Source organism: Paenibacillus sanguinis 2301083 = DSM 16941 (assembly GCF_000374825.1).
GTDB classification, from domain to species: Bacteria; Bacillota; Bacilli; order Paenibacillales; family Paenibacillaceae; genus Fontibacillus; species Fontibacillus sanguinis.
On the sequence record NZ_KB895392.1, the window covers coordinates 31,272 to 53,712 of the forward strand.

General features: G+C 49.5%; 21 protein-coding genes. All 21 read left to right on the top strand.

The annotated features are described in order from the left end of the window. The first annotated feature begins 30 nt into the window (after positions 1–30). Positions 31–1,530, top strand: coding sequence for a bifunctional methyltransferase/pyrophosphohydrolase YabN (yabN, locus tag C557_RS0119380; RefSeq protein ID WP_018753531.1), 1,500 nt, complete (start codon positions 31–33; stop codon positions 1,528–1,530). A gap of 183 nt (positions 1,531–1,713) precedes the next feature. After that, the gene (locus tag C557_RS0119385; RefSeq protein WP_018753532.1) at positions 1,714–1,986 is read left to right on the top strand and encodes an HU family DNA-binding protein; all 273 of its coding nucleotides are present in this window, start codon (positions 1,714–1,716) and stop codon (positions 1,984–1,986) included. Beyond that, on the top strand, positions 1,986–2,267 hold the full coding sequence (locus C557_RS0119390) for an RNA-binding S4 domain-containing protein (RefSeq protein ID WP_018753533.1): 282 nt from the start codon (positions 1,986–1,988) through the stop codon (positions 2,265–2,267). Before C557_RS0119385 ends, C557_RS0119390 begins: the two co-directional genes overlap by 1 nt. Before the next feature lie 134 nt (positions 2,268–2,401). Then, complete coding sequence (gene yabP, locus C557_RS0119395; RefSeq protein WP_018753534.1) at positions 2,402–2,683, top strand: sporulation protein YabP; 282 nt, start codon at positions 2,402–2,404, stop codon at positions 2,681–2,683. Continuing rightward, positions 2,680–3,267: a spore cortex biosynthesis protein YabQ gene (gene yabQ, locus C557_RS0119400; protein ID WP_018753535.1), complete on the top strand. Its 588-nt coding sequence runs from the start codon at positions 2,680–2,682 to the stop codon at positions 3,265–3,267. The genes yabP and yabQ overlap by 4 nt, the downstream gene beginning before the upstream one ends. Positions 3,268–3,285: 18 nt before the next feature. Continuing rightward, positions 3,286–3,648, top strand: coding sequence for an FtsB family cell division protein (locus C557_RS0119405; protein WP_018753536.1), 363 nt, complete (start codon positions 3,286–3,288; stop codon positions 3,646–3,648). Between the two features lie 116 nt (positions 3,649–3,764). Then, positions 3,765–4,244 carry a S1 domain-containing RNA-binding protein gene (locus C557_RS0119410; protein ID WP_018753537.1) on the top strand — a complete coding sequence of 160 codons (480 nt, stop codon included), beginning with the start codon at positions 3,765–3,767 and terminating at the stop codon, positions 4,242–4,244. A gap of 397 nt (positions 4,245–4,641) precedes the next feature. Further along, a complete protein-coding gene (spoIIE, locus tag C557_RS0119415; RefSeq protein WP_018753538.1) occupies positions 4,642–7,143 on the top strand; it encodes a stage II sporulation protein E in 2,502 nt (833 codons plus the stop codon). A gap of 102 nt (positions 7,144–7,245) precedes the next feature. Then, positions 7,246–8,157, top strand: coding sequence for an ArsR/SmtB family transcription factor (locus C557_RS0119420; protein WP_018753539.1), 912 nt, complete (start codon positions 7,246–7,248; stop codon positions 8,155–8,157). 217 nt (positions 8,158–8,374) lie between these two features. Further along, positions 8,375–10,126, top strand: a complete 1,752-nt coding sequence (locus C557_RS0119425) for an ABC transporter substrate-binding protein (protein ID WP_018753540.1) — start codon at positions 8,375–8,377, stop codon at positions 10,124–10,126. A gap of 64 nt (positions 10,127–10,190) precedes the next feature. Then, complete coding sequence (locus C557_RS0119430; RefSeq protein WP_018753541.1) at positions 10,191–11,147, top strand: ABC transporter permease; 957 nt, start codon at positions 10,191–10,193, stop codon at positions 11,145–11,147. A gap of 21 nt (positions 11,148–11,168) precedes the next feature. Beyond that, entirely contained in the window at positions 11,169–12,095 is a 927-nt protein-coding gene (gene opp4C, locus C557_RS0119435) for an oligopeptide ABC transporter permease (protein WP_026263580.1), read from the top strand. Between the two features lie 10 nt (positions 12,096–12,105). Continuing rightward, on the top strand, positions 12,106–13,089 hold the full coding sequence (locus C557_RS0119440; protein ID WP_018753543.1) for an ABC transporter ATP-binding protein: 984 nt from the start codon (positions 12,106–12,108) through the stop codon (positions 13,087–13,089). Then, positions 13,082–14,047 carry an ABC transporter ATP-binding protein gene (locus C557_RS0119445; protein WP_018753544.1) on the top strand — a complete coding sequence of 322 codons (966 nt, stop codon included), beginning with the start codon at positions 13,082–13,084 and terminating at the stop codon, positions 14,045–14,047. The genes C557_RS0119440 and C557_RS0119445 overlap by 8 nt, the downstream gene beginning before the upstream one ends. Positions 14,048–14,094: 47 nt before the next feature. Beyond that, positions 14,095–14,562, top strand: a complete 468-nt coding sequence (locus C557_RS23820) for a hypothetical protein (RefSeq protein ID WP_018753545.1) — start codon at positions 14,095–14,097, stop codon at positions 14,560–14,562. A gap of 157 nt (positions 14,563–14,719) precedes the next feature. Then, positions 14,720–15,463, top strand: a complete 744-nt coding sequence (locus C557_RS0119455; protein ID WP_018753546.1) for a vWA domain-containing protein — start codon at positions 14,720–14,722, stop codon at positions 15,461–15,463. Next, complete coding sequence (locus C557_RS0119460; protein ID WP_018753547.1) at positions 15,435–16,388, top strand: serine/threonine protein kinase; 954 nt, start codon at positions 15,435–15,437, stop codon at positions 16,386–16,388. The genes C557_RS0119455 and C557_RS0119460 overlap by 29 nt, the downstream gene beginning before the upstream one ends. Positions 16,389–16,409: 21 nt before the next feature. Then, complete coding sequence (gene tilS, locus C557_RS0119465) at positions 16,410–17,843, top strand: tRNA lysidine(34) synthetase TilS (protein ID WP_018753548.1); 1,434 nt, start codon at positions 16,410–16,412, stop codon at positions 17,841–17,843. 74 nt (positions 17,844–17,917) lie between these two features. Beyond that, complete coding sequence (gene hpt, locus C557_RS0119470) at positions 17,918–18,457, top strand: hypoxanthine phosphoribosyltransferase (RefSeq protein WP_018753549.1); 540 nt, start codon at positions 17,918–17,920, stop codon at positions 18,455–18,457. A gap of 99 nt (positions 18,458–18,556) precedes the next feature. Further along, a complete protein-coding gene (gene ftsH / locus C557_RS0119475; protein ID WP_018753550.1) occupies positions 18,557–20,641 on the top strand; it encodes an ATP-dependent zinc metalloprotease FtsH in 2,085 nt (694 codons plus the stop codon). A gap of 837 nt (positions 20,642–21,478) precedes the next feature. After that, positions 21,479–22,417: a quinolinate synthase NadA gene (nadA, locus tag C557_RS0119485; RefSeq protein WP_018753552.1), complete on the top strand. Its 939-nt coding sequence runs from the start codon at positions 21,479–21,481 to the stop codon at positions 22,415–22,417. The last annotated feature ends 24 nt before the right edge of the window (positions 22,418–22,441 follow it).

The window sequence follows — 22,441 nt, forward strand, 5'->3', positions numbered from 1 at the left end:
GACGAACGGACAGGGAGTGAAGAGAAGAGCATGAGCGCAACCATTACGGTCATTGGTCTCGGTTCCGGTGATCCCGATCAGCTAACGTTAGGGAGTCTGAAGCGCCTACAGGGCGCCAGGGAGCGTTACATAAGAACGAAGAACCATCCGGTCGTCTCCTGGTTGGAGGAGACGGGAGTGACGTTTACCTCGTTTGATGAGATATATGAAGCCAAGGATCAATTCTCTGAGGTATACGAGGAGATTGCTGCCCGTTTGTTGGGCTATGCTGAGGCGGGCCCTCCGGGCTCCGAGCTTGTTTATGCAGTTCCCGGGCACCCCATGGTGGCGGAGGCCACAGTGAAGCTGCTGCGGGAGCGCTGTGAGGACAGAGGGATTCCCCTTTCTATCATTGGGGGAGAGAGCTTCTTGGACGAAGCATTCCTCCGGCTGGGCTTTGACCCCATTGAAGGCTTTCAATTACTGGATGCGTCCGCACTTGGTAGCGGCTGGGCCATTGATCCACGCCAGCATACGCTAATCGGCCAGGTATATGATGTGCATACAGCATCTGAGGTCAAGCTCGGATTGATGGAGCTGCTGCCGGATGATTATCCCATTGTTGTTGGACATTCTCTGGGCGTAGAAGGGCAGGAGCAGATTGAACGAATTCCGTTGTACGAGCTGGACCGTATCCAGGGATATGGCAACCTGAGCTTGGTCTATGTCCCTGCAAGCAACGATGAAGAACTGCGTATGCGCAGCTTTCAGCGGCTTCATGAGATTGTATCCATCCTGCGCAGCCCGGGTGGTTGTCCTTGGGACCGGGAGCAAACCCATACATCGATCCGCAAGAATTTAATTGAGGAAACCTACGAGGTTCTGGAAACTATCGACGACGATGACCCCGACCATATGCGCGAGGAGTTAGGCGATTTGCTGCTGCAAGTTATGCTCCACTCACAAATGGAAGAGGAAGAAGGCGTCTTCACGGTATATGATGTCATTCAGGAGCTGAATGAGAAGCTGATTTATCGCCACCCGCATGTATTCGGGCAATTGAGCGCCGAGGATGCCGAAGAAGCCTTGAATAACTGGGAGGCGATGAAGGCCGAAGAGAAGAAGCGCAAGGGTGTAACTGCCGAACTGCCTTCTGCGCTGAACGGGGTACCCCGCGATTTGCCAGCTCTTATGAAGGCCTACAAGCTGCAGAAGAAAGCGGCGAAGGTGGGATTTGACTGGGATCAGGTTGATGCCGTATGGGCCAAGCTGGAGGAAGAGATCGGTGAACTAAGAACAGCAGTAGCCGAAGGACAGGAGCCGGAGGCACAGGAGCTGGAGCTTGGCGATGTATTGTTCTCCGTCGTTAATGTCGCTCGTCATATCAAGGCCGATCCGGAGCAGGCACTTACGCAAACGATTCGTAAATTCACCCGTCGGTTTCAGTATGTGGAGCAGCGATTGAGCGAGCGGGGAAAAACCATGAATGACAGCGTCTTAGCGGAGATGGACAAGCTATGGGATGAGGCTAAGTCGAAAGAACGGGAATAATGGGATAAAAGGCCTAAATATCGGTTTTTTTGCGAAAAAAACAAAAAAAAATTCCAGATGGTGCAGGATTTTTCATCTCAAGCAAGAATACTCTTACAAAGATATCGACGGGCCTAGATCAGGCGCTTATGCCTATAGTACCAAGGTATCACCTATTTCTTTTATTATTGGGAGGCATTATTAATGAACAAAACAGATCTGATCAACAACATTTCCAGTAAGAGCGGTTTGACTAAAAAAGACGTTGAATCCGTATTGAACGGTTTCCTCGGTGAAATTACCGAAGCGCTCGCTGGCGGAGACAAAGTACAATTGATCGGCTTCGGTACGTTCGAAACTCGCAAACGCTCCGGTCGTACGGGTCGCAACCCGCAAACCGGCAAAACTATTGAAATCCCGGCTTCCAATGTTCCGGCATTCAAAGCGGGCAACAAGCTTAAAGAAGCTGTAAAATAATGCGTCTTGATAAGTTCCTGAAGGTGTCACGGTTGATTAAGCGCCGTACGGTGGCGAAGGATGTCTCCGAGCAAGGCAGAGTCCTGATCAACGGACGTGAGTCCAAACCGAGCAGTAACGTCAAGATAGGCGATGAGATCACGGTTCAATTCGGCCAAAAGCTGGTGACCGTTCGTGTCGAACGCTTGGTCGAAACTACTCGTAAGGACGAAGCTGCCACCATGTATACCTTGGTCAAGGAAGAGCCAATCGCCAAGGAGTCCGGTCTCGACTGGATGTAAGGCGAGAAGCTGACAGAAAGCCCCCACATGATGTGCGGGGCTTTCTGTGTTACTACTCAGACTTAGTGTTCTTCTGGAGTTCTAAACCCTCCCTCCTCCCCATAAGCTAGGGATAAGAAGGAGGGGTACATGCTATGGTCGAGCTTAATAAAGGCAAGCATCAGGAACTGCACTTGATAAATCGCAAGCTATTGGAGATTTCGGGGGTTCTCAATGTGGAGAGCTTTGACAGTGAGGAGTTCCTGCTTCAGACCGAGCTAGGGCACTTAACGATCCGAGGGCAGAATTTACATATTAAAAATCTAAATTTAGAGCAAGGATTGGTCAGCATTGAAGGTTTGGTCCATACGCTGTCCTATCTGGAGCCGGGTTCCCAGTCGTCCGGGAAAGGCTTGCTCGGCAAGCTGTTCCGATGAATCTGGAGACACAATGGATCACTTTGCTATGGATGCTCGCATCTGGAGGCATACTGGGGGTAGTCTTCGACAGTTATCGGGTTATATCTGGACAACTTCACTTTCCCCGGTGGAGCATTCATGTCCTCGATTTGTTGTACTGGGTAGCGGCGGCCTTGTTTGTGTTTCGAGTGTTGTATCATAGCAATCAGGGAGAATTGAGGTTCTATGTTTTCTTGGGATTGCTTATAGGCATTTGGATTTATTTTTTGTTCCTAAGTGTTATAACAGAGCGTTTTGTGTTAATGTTAATGAGGATATCTAACAAAATTTATCGCATGCTCGTACGAACGATTGAGATTTTATTGATCGCTCCGCTGAAATGGCTGGTCAATTTGATCTGGCTTATGCTTGGTTTCCTATGGACCGGAATAGTGTTCTTGCTTCGGATAACGTTCTTGCCGGTCTGGAAATTAATCCGGTGGGCATTTGGGCCTATTTGGAGGAAGCTGAGAGTTCCGGAAGGGTGGACCAAGGTTCAGCATTGGGCGGCCATGTGGCGGGATCGCAGCTTGCGTTTGCTGCGTTGGTTCAATAAAGAATAACCATCTGGAGGTGCCTTGATGCGGCGTGCTGTGCCGACAAGTTCAAAAAATTCAAACAGTTCCAAGTCTTCTACCAAGAATGGCTCGGTCTCAGCCCAGCGGCGTCTGCGGCTCTGGATGACATTGATGATGTTGTTTCTCGGCTGGGCCGGTTACACCTTCTTCGCCCAATCCGGGGAGATCAATGCCAAATCCGAGCAGCTTGCACAACGGCAGGCTTCCAGGGATGCAAGTGAGCAAAGTCTGAACCAACTCAAATATGAAATTAACCGTCTGAATGACCCCGAATATATTGGACAAATTGCCATGAAGAAATACGGTCTGTACAAGCCCGGTGAAATTCCGGTTCGGATATCCGAGTCTGAAGCCGAAAATGACTGACCCCGTGCGGGATAGACGTCTGTTGACCTTGTTTCAGTCATTCGGTATAATCAAATCACCGCAGTCATGATTTCGAGGCCTGGCTGTATATTTTTAAGGGAGGATCATTTTATTTTATGGCAATTGAAGTGGGCACCAAGTTAGAAGGAAAAGTGACAGGCATTACACACTTCGGAGCATTTGTGGATCTGTCAGGAGGTGTCACGGGTCTCGTTCACATCTCGGAGATCGCCGACAACTATGTCAAGGACGTCAACGATCATCTGAAGATCGGCGACACAGTTACCGTGAAGGTAATCAATGTCGACAAGGACGGCAAGATCGGACTTTCCATCAAGCAGGCTGTTGACAAACCGGTAGAGGCTAGCAGACCGCCTCGCGCACCGAGAACAGATCGGCCTAGCGGAAGAGACGGAGACCGTCCAGGCGGCGGATTTAACCGGGATCGTGGAGGACGTTCTTTCAAGCCCCCTGCTGGCAAAGCTACCTTTGAGGATAAGGTTTCTCGTTTCCTCAAGGACAGTGAGGAGCGTATATCTTCGTTGAAGAAGAATACAGAAGGGAAGCGTGGAGGACGCGGAGCCAAACGAATGTAATCCCTAATCCAATATCAGACCCACCGCAGGCAGCGTGACTAGCCTGCGGTTTTTTGTATGCTTTGCGGCTTTTCTTCAAGGCCGCTTTATTTTTTTCTTTATAAACAAAGCAGCTTTTGTCGCCTCTCCACTTTTGCCGACAGGTTGTTACGGGTTTTTACGAGGACTGCGTGAAGGAAAATGTGTTTTTGCTTCCGACTTGACCCGTTTTATGCGAACATAAGCACCCCCCAGTCCATTCAACCTTTAGAGACGCATGTGTTCGCGCTGTTGTCGCCCTTCGCTCTCAATTTGTCGGAAATTTCTTTGGGACAAGCTCCGGTATCTGACAAACTTTCCGCTTGCGGCCTCCTATAATGGGACATACCTTAATAACTCTGGAAAAGGTGGTGCCGGGATGTTGAGCAAGTGGAATATTACCCTGTTTATGGGGATGAGAAAAATGTGGGACCAAGGCGCGTGGAGAAAAGCGATAGCTGAACTGCCTGCCGTACAAAAAGTTGAGCACATGCTGAATGCCAACAAATGGAATGGATTGCTGATTATGATGAGCTTCCTGCTAGGTAAAGCCACCATCTTGGACGAGCTTGCTCCATTTGCTGTCGCTTTCTTCGCAGTCATGTTGTTTATGAGGGGGGACATCGCCTGGATTACAGGGGTAGCTATGCTGGCTGGCGCAGCGTTTGCGCCTGGTACTCAAGCTCATGTGCTGCAGATTTCCATCGAGCTGCTGATTTTTTATCTCATCCATCGGGGACTTGAATCGTTTGAACGGGCTGATATCTCCTATGCTCCGATCATGGTATTTACCAGTACCTTCTTTGTTGGATTATTCAGTGCGGTCATTGGTCCTTCATTGACGTGGTATGCCTTGACAATGACCATTATGGATGCGTTGTTAAGCTTTGTGTTGACCTTGGTCTTTATTCAAGCGATCCCGGTGTTTACGCACAGGAAGAAGCACTATCAATTACGCGGCGAGGAGATATTGTGTCTGGTTATTCTGCTAGCCTCGGTCATGACCGGGACGGTGGGCTGGGAGATTAGCGGATTGTCGGCGGAGCATGTGCTGTCGCGGTATTTGATCTTATTATTTGCTTTTGTAGGGGGAGCGCCCTTGGGGGCGTCTGTCGGAGTGATTACCGGACTCATCCTGAGTCTGGCCGATACCGGAGCGTTATATCAGATGAGTCTGCTGGCATTCTCAGGACTGCTGGCCGGTATGCTGAAGGAAGGCCGCAAATGGGCGGTTGGATTCGGGATGCTGCTGGGTTCTTCTATTCTATCTGTTCACATTGCCGGACCTGCTGATGTAATGTCCTCCACTTGGGAGAGTTGTGCCGCCGTGCTGTTCTTCTTGTTGACCCCAAAGAAAACGATCCAAATTATTGCCGGGTATGTGCCCGGTACGCAGGAGCATGCCAAGACGCAGCATGAGTATGCCAAGCGGGTACGTGATATCACGGCAGAACGCGTGGCCCAATTCTCCCAGGTGTTCAAGCAGTTGGCGCGTAGCTTCGGACAGGTATCCAGCTCGGGGGAGATCGCCAAGCGGGGCGAGGAAATGGACCATTTCATGAATGCGGTGACAGAAGGAGCCTGCGCTACCTGCTTCCGGCGGAATACGTGCTGGGATGGGAAGTTCTATCAAACCTACAAGCTGATGACCGACATGATGACGGAGATCGAGGAGAAGCCGGATATTACGTCCGCAGAGATTCCGGCAAAATGGACCAAGCTGTGCGTCAAGACGGACCAGGTGCTGGAAATTATGAAGCAGGAGTACAGCCTGTATCAACATGATATGCACTGGAAACGGCAAATATACGATAGCCGCCAGCTTGTGGCCGAGCAGTTATCCGGTGTCTCGCAAGTGATGGAGGATTTGGCGCGTGAGATTCAACGCGAAGGACAAGCGATGTACCGGCAGGAGGCGCAAATTCGCGAAGCGCTGGAGCAGATGGGCTTATCCATACATGGTATTGATATCATCAATCTGGATCACGGCAATGTGGAAATTGAGATCGTGCATGCGTATACCCGAGGATATGATGAATGCCGGAAAATAATCGGTCCGCTGCTGTCTGATATTCTGGGAGAACATATTGCCGTCATGAACGAGACACTGCATAAGGGCAAGGATGGGCTGGCCACCGTGACCTTTGGCTCGGCCAAGACCTTTGAGATTATGACCGGCGTAGCAGGAACCGCCAAGGGGGGCGATATTCTATCCGGGGACAGCTTCAGTGCCAAGGAACTGGGCAACGGCACTTTTGCGGTAGCGATTAGCGATGGAATGGGTAATGGGGAACGGGCCAGGCTGGAGAGCAGTACCGCGTTGAATATTTTAGAGCAACTATTACAATCGGGAATGGAAGAGACACTGGCGATCAAATCGGTGAACTCGGTGCTGCTGCTGCGCTCGCCGGATGAGTTTTACGCTACGGTGGACATGGCGCTGATTGACCAGTACACCGCACGAACGACATTTATGAAGATTGGCTCATCGCCGAGTTTTATCAAGCGGGGTCAGGAGGTCATTCCTATATCTGCGAGCAATCTGCCGATTGGCATTATTCAGGATATCGAGGTGGATCTGGTATCGGTACAATTGTATCCTGGGGATACGTTGATTATGATGACCGATGGCATTTATGATGCACCAGGACCGGCTGTCAACAAGGAGCTGTGGATCAAACGGCTGATTCAGGAGATTGGAGCCGAGGAGCCACAAGAGATTGCCGATTGTCTGCTTGAGTCGGTCATTCGCTATCAAAAGAATGTAGTTCATGATGATATGACGGTTGTGGTGGCGACCATAGATCATTTTCGTCCGCAGTGGTCTACGCTGCATATTCCGGGCATCAGCCGCTTGGAGCGGCCGCGCACGGTCAGTTAGTCAAGAGCTTGGGGTGGAAAACCTCAAGCTCTTTTTTTGTCATAAGCTTGGTTCTAAATTGGGGGAGCAAGTTATAATAGAGACAGAAAGGGGCTTGAAGAAATGAACTACGTTGTTGACACAGCGTTTGAGCCACGGTTCGAACTGCTTAGCAGCTTACATACCATGATTTGCCGTAAATCACATAAAAAAATAGATATCTCCTCCAAATGGGTTAAGGACACACTGAATCAGCTAACCCCGGAATTTGCTACTTTGCTTGGCGAGGCAGAAATTGATAGCGACTGGAAGACAACCTACCTACTGAACTATGTCTGTCCGGGGGAGTTGTCTCCGGAAGGCTTCTTGGCTTGGCTTGAAGCTCAATCCCCAGGAGATTTGTACGAGCAGATTGCGGCATATAGCCAGCAATTTCCCAAGGATATGGGGGAGTTTCGCTCCCGTACTTTGAAATTACTGTCAGGCTGGAACGAGCAATATTTTTGCCGGCTGGACCCCACTGTACTGAGTGCTTTGCGTGAAGAGGTCGAACAACGGAAGAAAGAGCAACCTTCTATGAAGACGGATCAATTTGTAGACCGAACGACAAACGGGCTGGCATTTAGGCCAAAAGAAGGCTTGGAGAGGCTGGTCTTAATCCCGCAATATCATTTTCAACCTATGAATGTCATTTATCATTTTGGTCAAGTCACTCTGTGTCACTACTCCGCAAGGATTTATTTAGGTGATGATAAGAACTTCCCTCCACAGGAGTACCGAATGATTCGTGCTTTGAGCGAGCAAAGTCGATTGAAAATTTTACGATATTTAAGTCAAGGCCCACGGACCTTTACCGAGATTGTTCGCCATTTGAAGCTATCCAAGGGGATTACGCATGATCATGTATCCAAACTGCGGAGCGGAGGTTTTATCCGGGCCCACTTTGAAGGTGAGACGGTTGCTGAATATAGCCTGCGGCCCGAGATGCTAAGCGAGATGCATGGCAAACTGATGGACTTTATCTTGACCAATTAGCCATTATTTACAGATTGAAACGCATAAGTGACTCTCTTCCGAGGACGGAAGGGAGTTTTTTGTTTATTCTCTATATAAAGAAAAATAAAACAGTTCTCTATTTACAGAACATATAGAGTTGCGTATAATATTGAAATCATATAGCCTTGTTATCTTATCGGAATTTAAGAGTATTGAATTTTGGAAATTAGCTTGCGAAAGGGGAAGAGTGAGGGAGATGGACAGAAAAAGATCTACGGTATGGTTTACCATTATGCTGGTTGGGGTGCTGCTATTGTCGGCTTGCGCGAGTAAAGGGGGCAATTCTGCTGCACCGAACGCAGGAGCAATGCAAGCTCAAAATAGCCAAAATACAGCGGGGGAGACGGGCGGCGATACCGAGAATTTAACGGAGGATTTACAGCTTATTGCAGCTAGCGATCTATCCAAGCTACCCAACGTAGCCAAGGAGAGAACGGATACCATTATTGTCGGGTTAACTGATCCAAGTGGGGCATTCACTCCGTACTTCCAGCAAAGCGGCTACGATGGCAATGTTTCGTCTCTGCTGTATACGCCATTGGTTACCGTCGATGATAGCGGCCTGCCTACACCGGGACTGGCGGAGAGCTGGGAGGTTTCATCCGATCAGCTTACCTATACCTTCCATTTACGTCAGGATTTAAAGTTCAGCGATGGGTCGCCACTAACCGCAGAGGATGTTGCGTTCACCTGGACCTTGTTGCATGACAAGTCTTATGATGGAGACTCTCAAATTCCGGCACTGGGTATTGAGGGTGGGGAGGATTACAAGTCCGGTACTGCCGATGGTATCTCTGGAATCACCATTACCGATCCGTTGACCGTTTCGGCCCAATTACAGAGTCCTAATGCGACCGCATTGGTTATTCTTGGCGGAGATATCTTGTCCAAGGCGTATTATGGCAAGGATTATACATTTGGTGAACTGGATTATATCAAGAAGCTACATGAGAAGCCGCTGGGCAACGGTCCCTATGTGCTGGAGAAGTTTATTCCCGGCCAAGAGGTTCGTTATGTAGCTAATGAGCACTATTATGCGGGACCTCCAAAAACACCGCGCTTTATTTATAAAACCTCTGAAGGGGATGTGTGGCAGTATCTGGAGACAGGTGAAGTTGATTATTCTTCCTTCAGTGCAACTACGGAGAATATTGAGAAATTAAAGAGCTTGGGTTTTGTTAATATTTTGCCGTATACGCCAAGCACCTATGGATATCTGCAATTAAATCTGGAACATGAACAGTTGAAGGATAAGAGAGTAAGACAAGCGCTGGCAGTTGGCCTGGATCGTCAAAGTATCTATGTCGATGCTAACCAGGGGGCTGGCAGTGTGGCTAACATCCCGGCATCGCCAATCTCATGGGCTTACACCGAAGAGGGGATCAATAGCTATGCCTTTGATTCTCAGCAGGCGGGCCAACTGCTGGATGAGGCAGGGTGGACGGTAGGAGCGAACGGTATCCGTGAGAAGGATGGTCAGAAGCTGACGCTTCATTACCTGGGTTATAAGAATGCACAAAATGATATTTTTATCGCCGTCGCTACCGAGAACCTGGCGGCCATCGGGGTTGATTTTCAACCTGAGGTCTTTGCCGACTTCAACGCATTAATCTCGAAGGTGGAAAGTGGAGATTATGATGTCGCTTCATTCTCAACACCGATGCTCACCGATCCTTCCGAGGGCGTGCAGAAGTTTGTGAACGGGGAAATTGAAGGGTATGACAATCCCAAGGTAAAAGAGTTGTACGACAAAGCCCTGGCTACCAGCGATATCGAGCAACGTAAAGCAGCATATCAGGAGCTATTCCAACTCCTTAATGATGAGTTGCCAGTGATATTCACGAACTACAAGAAGACGGTCTACGCCTACAATGGCCGGATCGAGAATTTATCTGTTAGTCCGTTTACGGGGCTCTCCTCCAGCCTGCCGAATTGGACTCTTAAATAAAAAAATCCGCCCCCCCTCGCGTTGATGAACGCGCGAGGGGGGTGGCTTGTCTAAGGAGCTACTTATGAGCACTTACATCACCAAACGGTTGATCTACATGGCGGTCATTCTCCTTGCCGCTTCGTTGTTGATATTTTGTCTATATGCCCTGACCCCTGGGGATTTCATTAGCGGAAACATCAAGCTCACTCCTGAGAGAAAAGCCGAGCTCCGCGAGATTTATGGTCTCAACAAGCCTTTATTGGAGCGATATGCTACTTGGATGACCAACGCTTTTCATGGGAATTTTGGTTATTCGCTGGCTCAGCAACGACCGGTCTTGACCCTGTTTAACGATTATATTTGGAACTCTTTCTTACTAGCGGCGGTATCTACCTTTCTGACCTGGTTCATAGCGGTGGTTGTGGGCGTAGTGTCGGCCTATAAGCAGTATTCCTGGTTCGATACGTTGGTGCTTGTACTTATCTTCGCAGCCATGTCGCTACCGTCCTTTTTTATCGGCCTGTTTCTAATTAAGGTTCTTGCTGTGGACTTTAAATGGCTGCCGCCTGGGGGGATGCTGACCACGGGGAGTAATGCAACGGGGATGGCCTATATCAAGGAAGTCATTCATCATATGGCGCTGCCGGTCATCGTCATGACCATTCTGGGTGTAGGTTCATTGACACGGTATTTCCGTACCAACATGATCGAGGTGATCAAGCAGGACTATATAAGAACGGCCCGGGCTAAAGGGTTAAAGGAGGGCAAGGTGCTGTATCGCCATGCTTTGCGTAATGCCCTGCTTCCGGCCATAACCTTGGTTGGTTTTGAATTGCCCGCACTGTTTGGAGGCTCTTTAATTATAGAGAAAATCTTCAATTGGCCGGGAATTGGGCAGTTATATATGTCTTCCTTCTCCGTGAGGGATTATCCTCTCTTAATGGGGTTTACGATGCTGATTGCTATCCTGACCGTGATCGGGACCTTAATATCTGATCTTCTCTATCATCTCGCTGACCCGCGTGTCAGATTACATTAGGAGGGAGTCAACATGACACTAATGGAACCGCACACGGCGCGGGCAGCAGAATCACAGAAATCGGAAACAAGGTACAAGAAGCCATCGCTCTGGAAGCAAGCGCTACGCCATTTACTTCGCAACAAGCTGGCGGTGTCGGGCTTTATCGTTGTTGCCTTTATGTTCTTGGCTTGCTTTATCGGACCCCTATTCTCGCCTTATGCCGACAATAAGATCAATATGTCCATCATGAACAAGCCGCCTAGCTGGCAGCATTGGTTAGGTACAGACAAGCTGGGAAGGGATGTGCTTACGCGTGTGCTGCAAGCGGGCAGAATTTCGCTTACCGTTGGCCTCGCTTCTATGGCGTTATCCGTTTTTCTTGGTACTTTGTTAGGGGCTCTCGCAGGATATTATCGCGGCATGGTAGATCAGATCATTATGAGAATAGCAGATCTGCTGCTAACCATTCCCGGTTTGCCGCTATTATTTATTTCCGGGGCCCTGCTATCCGAATGGAAAGTGCCTACAGACTACCGGATGTATATCGTCATGCTGATGTTAAGCCTGGTGAACTGGCCGGGGCTTGCCCGAATGATCCGGGGTCAATTGCTTAGCCTGCGGGAACAGGAATTCATGCATGCTGCGGTGGTGCTGGGACTTCGAGATCGCCGCAAGCTGCTTCATCATCTGCTGCCCAACCTGGTGCCGCTTATCATCGTCATGGCTACGCTTAATATTGGCGGAGCCATTCTCAGCGAATCGGTGTTAAGCTTCTTCGGACTTGGCGTTATGCCACCTACGCCGACCTGGGGCAATATGATCGATGCCGCCAACAATATGATTGACTTCCAGCAACGGCCTTGGTTATGGATTCCGCCGGGACTATCCATCTTTGCTACCGTCATAGCTATTAATCTGTTTGGTGACGGGTTGCGGGACGTACTGGACCCCAAATTGAAGAGGTAGGTGAACAATCATGTCAGCTTTGCTAAAGATCGAAGGATTAAGCACGCATTTCATCACGGAAGAAGGCCGAATCAAGGCGGTTGACGAGGTGAGCCTGCGAATTCTCCAAGGCGAAACCGTCTGTATTGTCGGTGAATCCGGCTGTGGTAAGAGTGTTACGGCTATGTCCGTAATGGGACTGCTGCAAGGTGGGCTTGGCGTAGCCATTGACGGGCGAATTACCTTCCAGGACACCGACTTGCTATCTCTGGACAAAGCCGAGATCAGAGCGATTCGCGGTCATGAGATTGCCATGATCTTTCAGGAGCCGATGTCTTCGTTAAATCCGGTGTTGACCATTGGTGAACAGTTAATCGAGCCGATGATGGAGCACCTGAAGCTAAGTAAAAAAGTAGCAAGGGAACGGGCGACTGCACTTATTGAACAAGTGGGGATTTCGCGTTCCAAGCAGATCATGAATAGTTACCCCCATGAGCTGAGTGGAGGTATGCTGCAACGGATTATGATTGCTATGGCGATCTCTTGTGGCCCCAAGCTCTTGATTGCCGACGAGCCAACCACGGCCCTCGATGTTACGATTCAGGCGCAGATTCTGGATATGCTGCGTCAAATCAAGGAGGAGTCGGGCATGGCGATTCTGCTGATTACGCACGATCTGGGTGTCGTTGCCGAAATGGCTGACTATGTCGTCGTGATGTATGCCGGCAAGATTGTGGAGGAGGGCGAAGTGACCAAGCTGTTCGAAGACCCAAAGCACCCATATACGCAAGGTCTTTTGAGGTCCAAGCCTGTGCTGGGCCAGCGGCAGGAGGAATTATTCTCTATCCCTGGCCAGGTGCCTAATTTATTGGAATTACAGCCGTCTTGCTATTTCCACGACCGCTGCGAACATTGTATGGCGATTTGCCGGATGCAGGAGCCGGAGCTAGGCGCGGTGGGTCATCAGCAGAAGGCGGCCTGCTGGCTATATGGGGAGGTAGCACATCATGGCTGAACCCTTGTTGGAGATAAGGCATTTGAAGAAGTATTTTCCTATCAAAACGGGATTGTTAGGAAGAACGACGGGTCAAGTCAAGGCTGTTGACGATATCAGCATCACAATTCAAGAAGGAGAGACCTTTGGGCTCGTCGGCGAGTCGGGCAGCGGTAAAAGCACGGTGGGTCGAAGCATCGTTCGACTTACCGAGAAGACGGATGGCGAAATCCTGTTCCGGGGAACAGATCTGCATAGCTTGCAAGGCGATGAATTGCGCAGACTGCGTCCGAAGCTGCAAATGATTTTTCAGGACCCCTACGGCTCCCTGAACCCACGAATTAGAGTAGGCGATGCCATCGGGGAAGCATTGCTGGATCACGGATTGCTGGGCAAAGGGGAGATCAGAGAGCGGGTGTTGGAGGTGCTGAGCTCCTGCGGGTTATCCTCATATCATATTGACCGCTATCCCTATGAATTTTCTGGTGGACAACGTCAGCGAATTGGCATTGCCCGGGCGCTCATTCTGAATCCTGACTTAATGATTGCTGATGAACCGGTCTCTGCGCTTGACGTGTCCATTCAGGCACAGATCATCAACCTGTTTCGCAAGCTACAGGAGAGCCAGGGCCTGACCTATCTGTTCATTTCTCATGATCTTAGCGTGGTAGAGCACCTTTGCTCGCATGTAGGCGTCATGTATTTGGGAGGAATGGTCGAGACGGCGACCCGGGACGAATTGTTCCTTCATCCCCTTCACCCGTATACCAAAGCATTACTGTCGGCCGTGCCGATGCCCATTCCGCGGTTGAAGCGGGAACGAATCATTCTGAAGGGGGATATCCCTAGCCCAGCGAATCCGCCTTCCGGCTGCAAATTCCATACAAGGTGTCCGTTCGCCACGTCGGAGTGCCGGGAGCAAATACCGAACATGCGCAATGTTGGCAGTAATCACTACGTCGCTTGTCACTGGGTCTGACTGGAATGTATTAGTTACTTTTACTTTTTGATGAAGGGGAGATCTTTTTGGGAGATGGATTGACTGCGGGGTTGCCACAGCCTTATGCACTCCGTCTGGAGCTCATTCGGGCTAAGGGATATTCAAATCGTGAGGTGTTGGACCTGGTTGGGCGCCGGCATGAAGCTGAGTTCAAGGAACGGATTAGTGCGGAACTGGGGTGGACTGAATTTCTGGAATATACGAGTGTCCATGCTGCGGAGTTCGCGGAAGCCGTCCGGAGTGGCTATACGTTCAAATTTATGACGATAGGTGGTCTTCGCAGCTTGCTTGATATCAAATTCGGACTCCAGCCTGAGCGAGATTATCAACTGCACGCTACGAAATTAACCGGGCTGATGTTGGATACCTCAAGCTATCAACTATTAGAACAACTGACTCCAGATTACTGGGTCATCGATAGTCAGCCTGACCCTGCTGTAGTAGGGTATTTCCAAGTCCGGATTGAGCACCGCTACGCAACATCAACCGAATAATTGAGGACTACAGAACTTAAGGCCATGGCCTTAGGTTCTTTTGCCTTGAGGGAATGTCCCGCTAACGTTACACCTGACTCGTTTGAAATCTACCTGCTCTGGAAATGCTAGATACGAGAGTAGGTATTTTTTATATCCGAGAAGGGCGGGAAACAGAATGAAGCAAATTATGTTGATTACGGATGGTTGTTCCAACGTGGGCGATAGTCCGGTTATGGCAGCGGCGTTGGCTAGACAGGAAGGGATTACGGTCAACGTGATCGGCATTGTCGATTACGGTACCATCGGGGAACTGGGCAGCTTGGAGATCAGTGAGATCGCTAAGGCTGGGGGTGGTATGAGCCGAATTGCCGGTACGGAGAACTTGGCTCAAACGATGCAGATGCTTACGCGCAAAACGGTGGTACAGACAATACAACATGCGGTTAATAAGGAGATCAGGCATATTCTGGGTGACCAATCGGTGGGTGATTTACCCCCGGAGACCCGGTCGCAGGTTGTCGAAGTCATTGATGAACTGAGCGAGAGCAGTCCATTGCAGGTGGCGCTTCTGATTGATGCCAGCGCGAGTATGAAGCCCAAGCTGCGTGCCGTAGAGGAAGCGATTCGCGACATGATGTTGAGCCTCAGCTCAAGAGCAGGGGAGAGCAAGCTGGCCGTTTTTCACTTTCCAGGCTCGCACAGTGGTGAGGATGCGGTTCTTGATGTGGACTGGACGGATGATCTGGGAGCCGCACGCTCCATATTCCAGCGGATTGCCATGAAGGGCGCTACTCCTACAGGCCCGGCCATCTTGAAGGTGATGGAATTTATTCAATATGGTACACTGAATGGACATGGAAAGTCTTGGCGTGAGGAGACGGATGGACAAGATGGAATCCTCGGTGGCTACGTCGTTTAAAATCAGCTTGCCGCAGGGGACGCAAATTCGCGGACGCTGGCATGGCGGGAAGTACATCATTCAGCGCTTGCTGGGACAAGGTGCGAACGGCGTTGTATATCTGGTAAAGCGGGAGAAAAACAACAAATTATATGCATTGAAGCTGGGCTTCGATACGCTTGATATCCAATCGGAGATCAATGTGCTGAAGGCGCTGCAACGTCAAAGGCGGCGGGGACCAACGGAACGGGATCTTGCTTATCTGGTGGAGGTAGACGACTATGCTTACCAAGGCAAGGAGGTTCCGTTTTATGTTATGCGCTATGTGCAGGGCGAGCCGCTGCGGGCGTTCTTGGCCCGGCGTGGACCACGCTGGCTGGATGCAGCGGGACTGCAATTGCTTCAGCAGTTAAAGCGTCTGCATGAGTCAGGGTGGGTGTTCGGAGACCTTAAGCCGGAGAATATGCTCGTTGGTCCCTACGGCGAGGTTGAACTGATTGATTACGGCGGCGCCACCAGTATAGGGAGAAGCGTGAAGCAGTTCACGGAATGGTATGATCGCGGCTTCTGGGACGCAGGCAACCGGACGGCTGATCCGTCCTATGACTTGTTTTCGTTTGCTGTAGTTTGTCTGCATATGCTTGCAGAGCAGCCGCTTAAGAGGGCGGCGACGCAATTACCGCAGATGCGCAGCAGGCAGGACTTGCTTGCGATTGTGGACCATCACGAGGCGCTCCAGCCTTATAGGGCGTGGCTGCAACTTGCTCTTCGGGGGGAGTTCCGCGATACATCGGAGGCTTGCCGTTTATGGCGGGAGCAGGTGGCGGAACGCTTCGCTTCCCGGCCGCGACGTAAGCGGGGAACGACGCCAAAGTGGATGGTAGGGGCTTTTGCCGTCTCCCTAGGTCTGCTTGCTTGTGCCATCTATTTAACCTTGCGCTTCTGAACGAATGGAGGAATTCTCGGGATGAAGGAACGAATGATGCACCGCCTGGTAGAGATCGTTCGGCGAACGGCCAGACAGGAGCGGCTGTGGAATCCAGGAGATCGTATCGTGGTTGCCGTTTCCGGTGGAGCAGATTCGACGCTGCTGCTACATATAATGAAAGAATTGGGTATGGACCCGAACTTTGGGCTTGAATTAATCTGTGCGCATCTGCACCATGGCTTGCGTGGTGAAGAGGCGGACCGGGATGCTGAGTTTGTCCAGAGCCTGGCTAAAGAGTTGAAAATTCCCTTTGAACTGGGGCTTGCCGACGTATATTCCTATAGTAAGGAAACAGGAAAGAGCCTGGAGCTTGCCGCACGGGAGGTCCGGTATGCTTTCTTGCGGGATGTTGCTCAGAAATACGGGGCGAATTCCGTCGCTTTAGCCCATCATGCAGATGATCAAGCCGAAACTGTAATGATGCGTTTCTTACGTGGTAGCGGGTTGTCCGGTCTAGCTGGAATGAGGTTTAAGCGGCAGGAAAAAAATGTGGAACTAATTCGGCCCTTGCTTCGTATATACAAGACGGATTTGCTCCGGGCATGTCAAGAATCGGGCATAGCCTTTGTCGAGGATAGCAGCAATCAACAAACAGACTTTACACGAAATGCAATTCGGCTGGATGTACTTCCATTTTTGGGGCAATATAATGGTCAGCTACCCGAATCGCTGAATCGGTTGGCAGAACTGGCATCTGCCGAGGATGATTATTTGGGCCAGGAGTCGCTCCGGCTTTATAACGAAATCATTCAGCAAGAAGATGATTACCCCTTGTTTGAAGTCTCTGTGTTTAACGAGCTACATGTTGCTTTACAACGGAGGTTGATTAAATTAATATTAAATTATCTGCCTTTAAGTACAGATGAAAGCGATTTTGTTAAGATTGAGGCCATTCGTCAAGGGACAATTCAGCATCAGCCCTCGACGTGGAGTCTTGATCTGGGCGGCGGCATACAGTGCTTACGTGAGTATGGCATAATCCGGTTTGTCCCCGCTGCTGTGCAGAGTCAGATTCCTCACTATACATATTTAGTGGAGCAATTTCCGGCAGAAGTGCCTATTGCTGGTATGGGGCAAAGCTTGCGCATGACGCGGCTTGTGGTTGACAGGAATGAGGCAAGAATAGTGGCAGCTAGCAATGACGAGGCGAAATTTGATGCGGATGAGCTGGTCTATCCGCTTACAGTACGTTCCCGCCTTCCGGGAGATGTCATGAAAGTCATGGGATTAAACGGCAGCAAAAAGGTAAAAGATATTTTCATCGATGCGAAAATACCTCCTTCCCTTCGCTTCCGCATTCCCATCGTGACAGATGCTGCGGGCCGGATATTATGGATACCTGGCGTTCGGCGTTCCGCGATTGCCGCGGTCAATCGAGACACAATTTGTGTCGTGCACATGGTTTTCGGGTAGTAAGAGTAGCGATGTCCAGTTCAGGATTAGCGAAAGACCGGCATTCATAGTATAACGTAGGGGGTTCACTTATTTTGCTAAACGATATTCAAGAAGTGCTGATTACAAAGGAACAGATACAGGAGAAGGTTGCGTTGCTTGGCAAACAACTGAGCGAGGAATATGCGGGCCGGAACCCGCTGGTCATCTGTATTCTGAAGGGCGCTTTTATTTTTATGGCTGACTTGGTTAAAGAGATCACCGTACCCATCGAGCTTGATTTCATGGCTGTTTCCAGCTATGGGGCTTCGACCCGTTCCTCGGGAGAAGTAAAGATCATCAAGGATCTGGACAGCTCGGTAGAAGGGCGCGATGTGTTGATTGTGGAGGATATCATCGACAGCGGGTTAACGCTAAGCTATTTGGTCGATGTTTTGGAGCGGCGCAACGTACAATCTGTCAAAATCGTAACGCTGTTTGACAAGCCTGCACGCCGTACTGTAAAGCTGGAGGCCGATCTGTCGGGGTTTGTACTGCCTGATGCCTTTGTGGTCGGCTACGGTCTTGACTATGCGGAGAAATACCGTAATCTTCCTTTTATTGGCGTGTTGAAATCTGAAATTTACACCCATTAATCTCAGCGCCCTGTTAGGGCAAACAACCACTCGCCGGAGTTTTGAAATCGCGAGAGTGGCTATGTTAAAATAACTAAAGGTCTTGAGAGGAGGTAGGGGATGAATCGGTTCATCCGGAATTCTGGTTTTTATTTGATACTTTTCTTAGTCGTGGTGGGCATCGTCCAATTCCTCAACGGCGGACAAGAAGCGACTGTCACCCCTAGTTATACCGAACTGCGTCAGCAGTTGAAGGATAACAATGTGAATGAACTAACCGGTAAATTCGACGGTTATGCTTATCTGGTAACCGGTGAATATAAACAAGAGGTTGGGGATGCGAAAACAAAGAGGTTCTCGCTGTATGTTCCTTATGACGAGAATGTGTTGAAGGAAATTACCGACCTGAGTGAACAAAACGGTTTTGAGGTTAACTGGGAGAAGATGCGGGGGGAAAGTATTTGGCTGACCTTCCTGACATCGATCATACCGCTGGCGATTATGTTCATCTTGTTCTTCTTCCTGTTCAATCAGGCGCAGGGTGGCGGCGGCAAAGTAATGAACTTTGGCAAGAGCCGGGCGCGTCTTTACAATGAAGAGAAGAAGAAGGTTACCTTTGAAGATGTGGCCGGGGCTGACGAAGAGAAGCAGGAATTGGTGGAGGTTGTTGAGTTTCTGAAAGATCCGCGGAAGTTCTCTGCAGTGGGCGCCAGAATTCCAAAGGGCGTTCTGCTCGTAGGTCCTCCGGGGACAGGTAAAACCCTCTTGGCTCGCGCCGTTGCGGGTGAAGCCGGAGTTCCGTTCTTTAGTATTTCCGGTTCCGATTTCGTGGAAATGTTCGTTGGGGTCGGGGCATCACGTGTTCGCGATTTGTTCGAGAATGCGAAGAAGAATGCGCCATGTATTATCTTTATCGATGAAATCGATGCGGTTGGACGTCAGCGTGGCGCCGGTCTGGGCGGCGGTCACGATGAACGTGAACAAACGTTGAACCAATTGCTTGTAGAGATGGATGGTTTCGGTGGCAACGAAGGCATTATCATGATAGCCGCTACGAACCGTGCGGATATTTTGGATCCTGCCTTGCTGCGTCCGGGACGTTTTGACCGTCAAATTACAGTAGACCGTCCGGATGTCAAGGGACGCGAAGCGGTGTTGAAGGTTCATGCACGCAACAAGCCGTTGACCAAGGACGTCCGTCTGGATGTCATTGCGAAGCGGACCACCGGTTTTACCGGTGCCGATCTGGAGAATCTGCTGAATGAGGCGGCGTTGCTTGCAGCGCGGCGGAACCGGAAAGACATCTCCATGCGGGAAGTCGATGAAGCAATTGACCGGGTAATCGTGGGTACAGAGAAGCGCAGCCGCGTGATCAGCGACCGCGAGAAGCGTATCGTTGCTTATCACGAAGCGGGTCATACTATTGTTGGTTACTATCTGGAGCATGCCGATATGGTACACAAGGTTACGATTATTCCGCGGGGACGCGCTGGCGGGTATGTTATTATGCTGCCGAAGGAAGATCGTATGCTTGCTACGAAAAACGAATTGCTGGATAGAGTGACCGGCCTGCTTGGCGGACGCGTATCGGAGGAAATCTACATCGGTGAAATTGGTACCGGTGCATATAGCGACTTCCAGCAAGCAACTAGCATTGTGCGTAGCATGATCGTTGAATACGGGATGAGCGAGAAGCTTGGACCGATGCAGTTCGGCACATCCCAAGGCCAGGTATTCTTGGGCCGTGATATCGGGCATGAGCAGAACTATAGCGATCAAATCGCTTATGATATCGACCAAGAGATGCAACGTTTTATTAATGAATCGTATGAACGTTGTCGTGCACTGCTAACCGAGCATGCTCGGGAAGTTCGACTCATTGCGGAAACACTGCTTGAAGTGGAAACGTTGGAACTGGATCAGATCAAGTACCTGATCGAGAACGGTTCACTGGAAGGCTACGAAAGTGTTCCGCGTGGAGATAGCGGTTCTTCGGAATCCGGCGAACCAACCGTCGATAGTCTGGGCGATGTGCGTGTTCGCATTCAGGGCAAACCTGAGGATACGACATCTTCCGCACCTGCGGGAGATATTCCCAACGATGCACCAGAAGGTGCGGCAGGCGACGGGGCATCCGAGGGAACGAACCCTGATGCGGATGACGATAAAGGTTCCCATAACGGAGGCAGTACGCCAACGGTATAAAGGCTATGACTATATACATTAAAAAAACGCAAGATGTTCGTGATGTAAATCCCAACATCTTGCGTTTTTATGCTATAAGGGTATATGAACATAATGGGTTATTTTAAACTCGATGAGGTACTCAATCTAACTAACTATTAGTGCTGAATATGGCCAGGTTGGATCTGAAACTTGCAAATTGGAAGACAAATAGTGGGGACTACATTATGAAGAATGTTGAGAAAGCTGACAGAAATAACTCCTATTCAAATTTCTGGAACTTTGTCAGTATTACGATTGTTTTTTTGGGACTAGATCATTTTTTATTATTTACGTTTAAAAATATCATTATTGTTGGACTCATTCAGTTCGTTTTAATTATCCTATTGTATCAATATGTTAATCCTTATTTAGGGATTGTGATCAAAAAAATATGTACTAGAACTAAAATCCCTATTGGTGTATTCACTTTTATTTATTTCACGTTATTTATAGTAATTAGAGTAGTAACGAGTTAAGAATAAGGCCGCAATGGCCCTATTCTTTTTTGCATCTTACATAAGACATCAGAAAGCTAAAAATTTTAGATAAATGCTCAATCGTCGTATCTGCGTGGTAATGCTGGTTTTCCTGCCAAAAATCAAGGATAGCACCGGTATCCGCTCCTCTCTGGTACATTGACAGTGTCATGGACGTTGTGTAAATTAGTTCTTAAACACCGTGTGAAATTTGATACGTTCTTGTAAGATGATGCGGAAGAGTGGCGTATAGAGAATAGAAGCCAGCCGATGCGAGAGGGACGGGAAGCAGCGGGTTACCGTTGCTACAAGTCAAGCACCTTATGGGGGAGGAATTCAGGTGGAGGCTTTAGCACTAGAGCGGAAAGCGGAAATGAATCGTGAACTGCGTGAAAGGCTGGCTCAGCTAAAAAAGGAACGCAACGCAATTATATTGGCGCATTATTATCAGCGTGATGAAATTCAAGAGGTGGCTGATTTTCGTGGCGATTCTTTTCTACTCGCCCAGAAGGCGGCTTCTACAGATGCGGAGACCATTGTCTTCTGTGGTGTACATTTCATGGGGGAAAGTGCCAAAATTCTGGCGCCTGGCAAGACCGTGCTTATTCCGGATGAACGGGCCGGTTGTCCCATGGCGGATATGGTTAACGTGGATGGCTTGCGGAAGCTAAAGGCCCAGCATCCCAAAGCCAAGGTCGTGACTTATATTAACTCATCGGCTGATGTTAAGGCGGAGACGGATATCTGCTGTACGTCATCCAATGCCGTTCAAGTGATTAATTCCGTGGACGCAGATGAAATTATCTGGGTACCGGACAAGAACCTGGGCCACTATGTACAGCAGCATACAGACAAGAAGCTGATTATTTGGGAAGGTTACTGCAACACGCATGATATGCTGACGGTTAAAGATGTGGTCGAAATGAAGGCTAAATATCCAAATGCTGAATTTGTAGTGCACCCGGAGTGCCGCCCTGAGGTTGTGGAGATGGGAGACTTTGTAGGCAGCACTACGGCAATTTTAAATTATTGTAAAAATTCTTCTGCCAAGCAGTTTATCGTGGGCACCGAGGATGGAACCGGATATCAGCTCCGTTTGGATAGCCCGGATAAAGAATTTCATTTTGCCACTAAATTCCTGGTGTGTCCTAATATGAAGGTTAACAATTTGAAGAAGCTGGTCAAATGTCTGGAGACAATGCAACCGCAGATTTATGTACCACCGGTCGTTGCCGATAAAGCCAGATTATCTCTAGAGCGCATGCTGCAGGTTCAATAGCATGCGCTACTCTCTTGTCTAAGA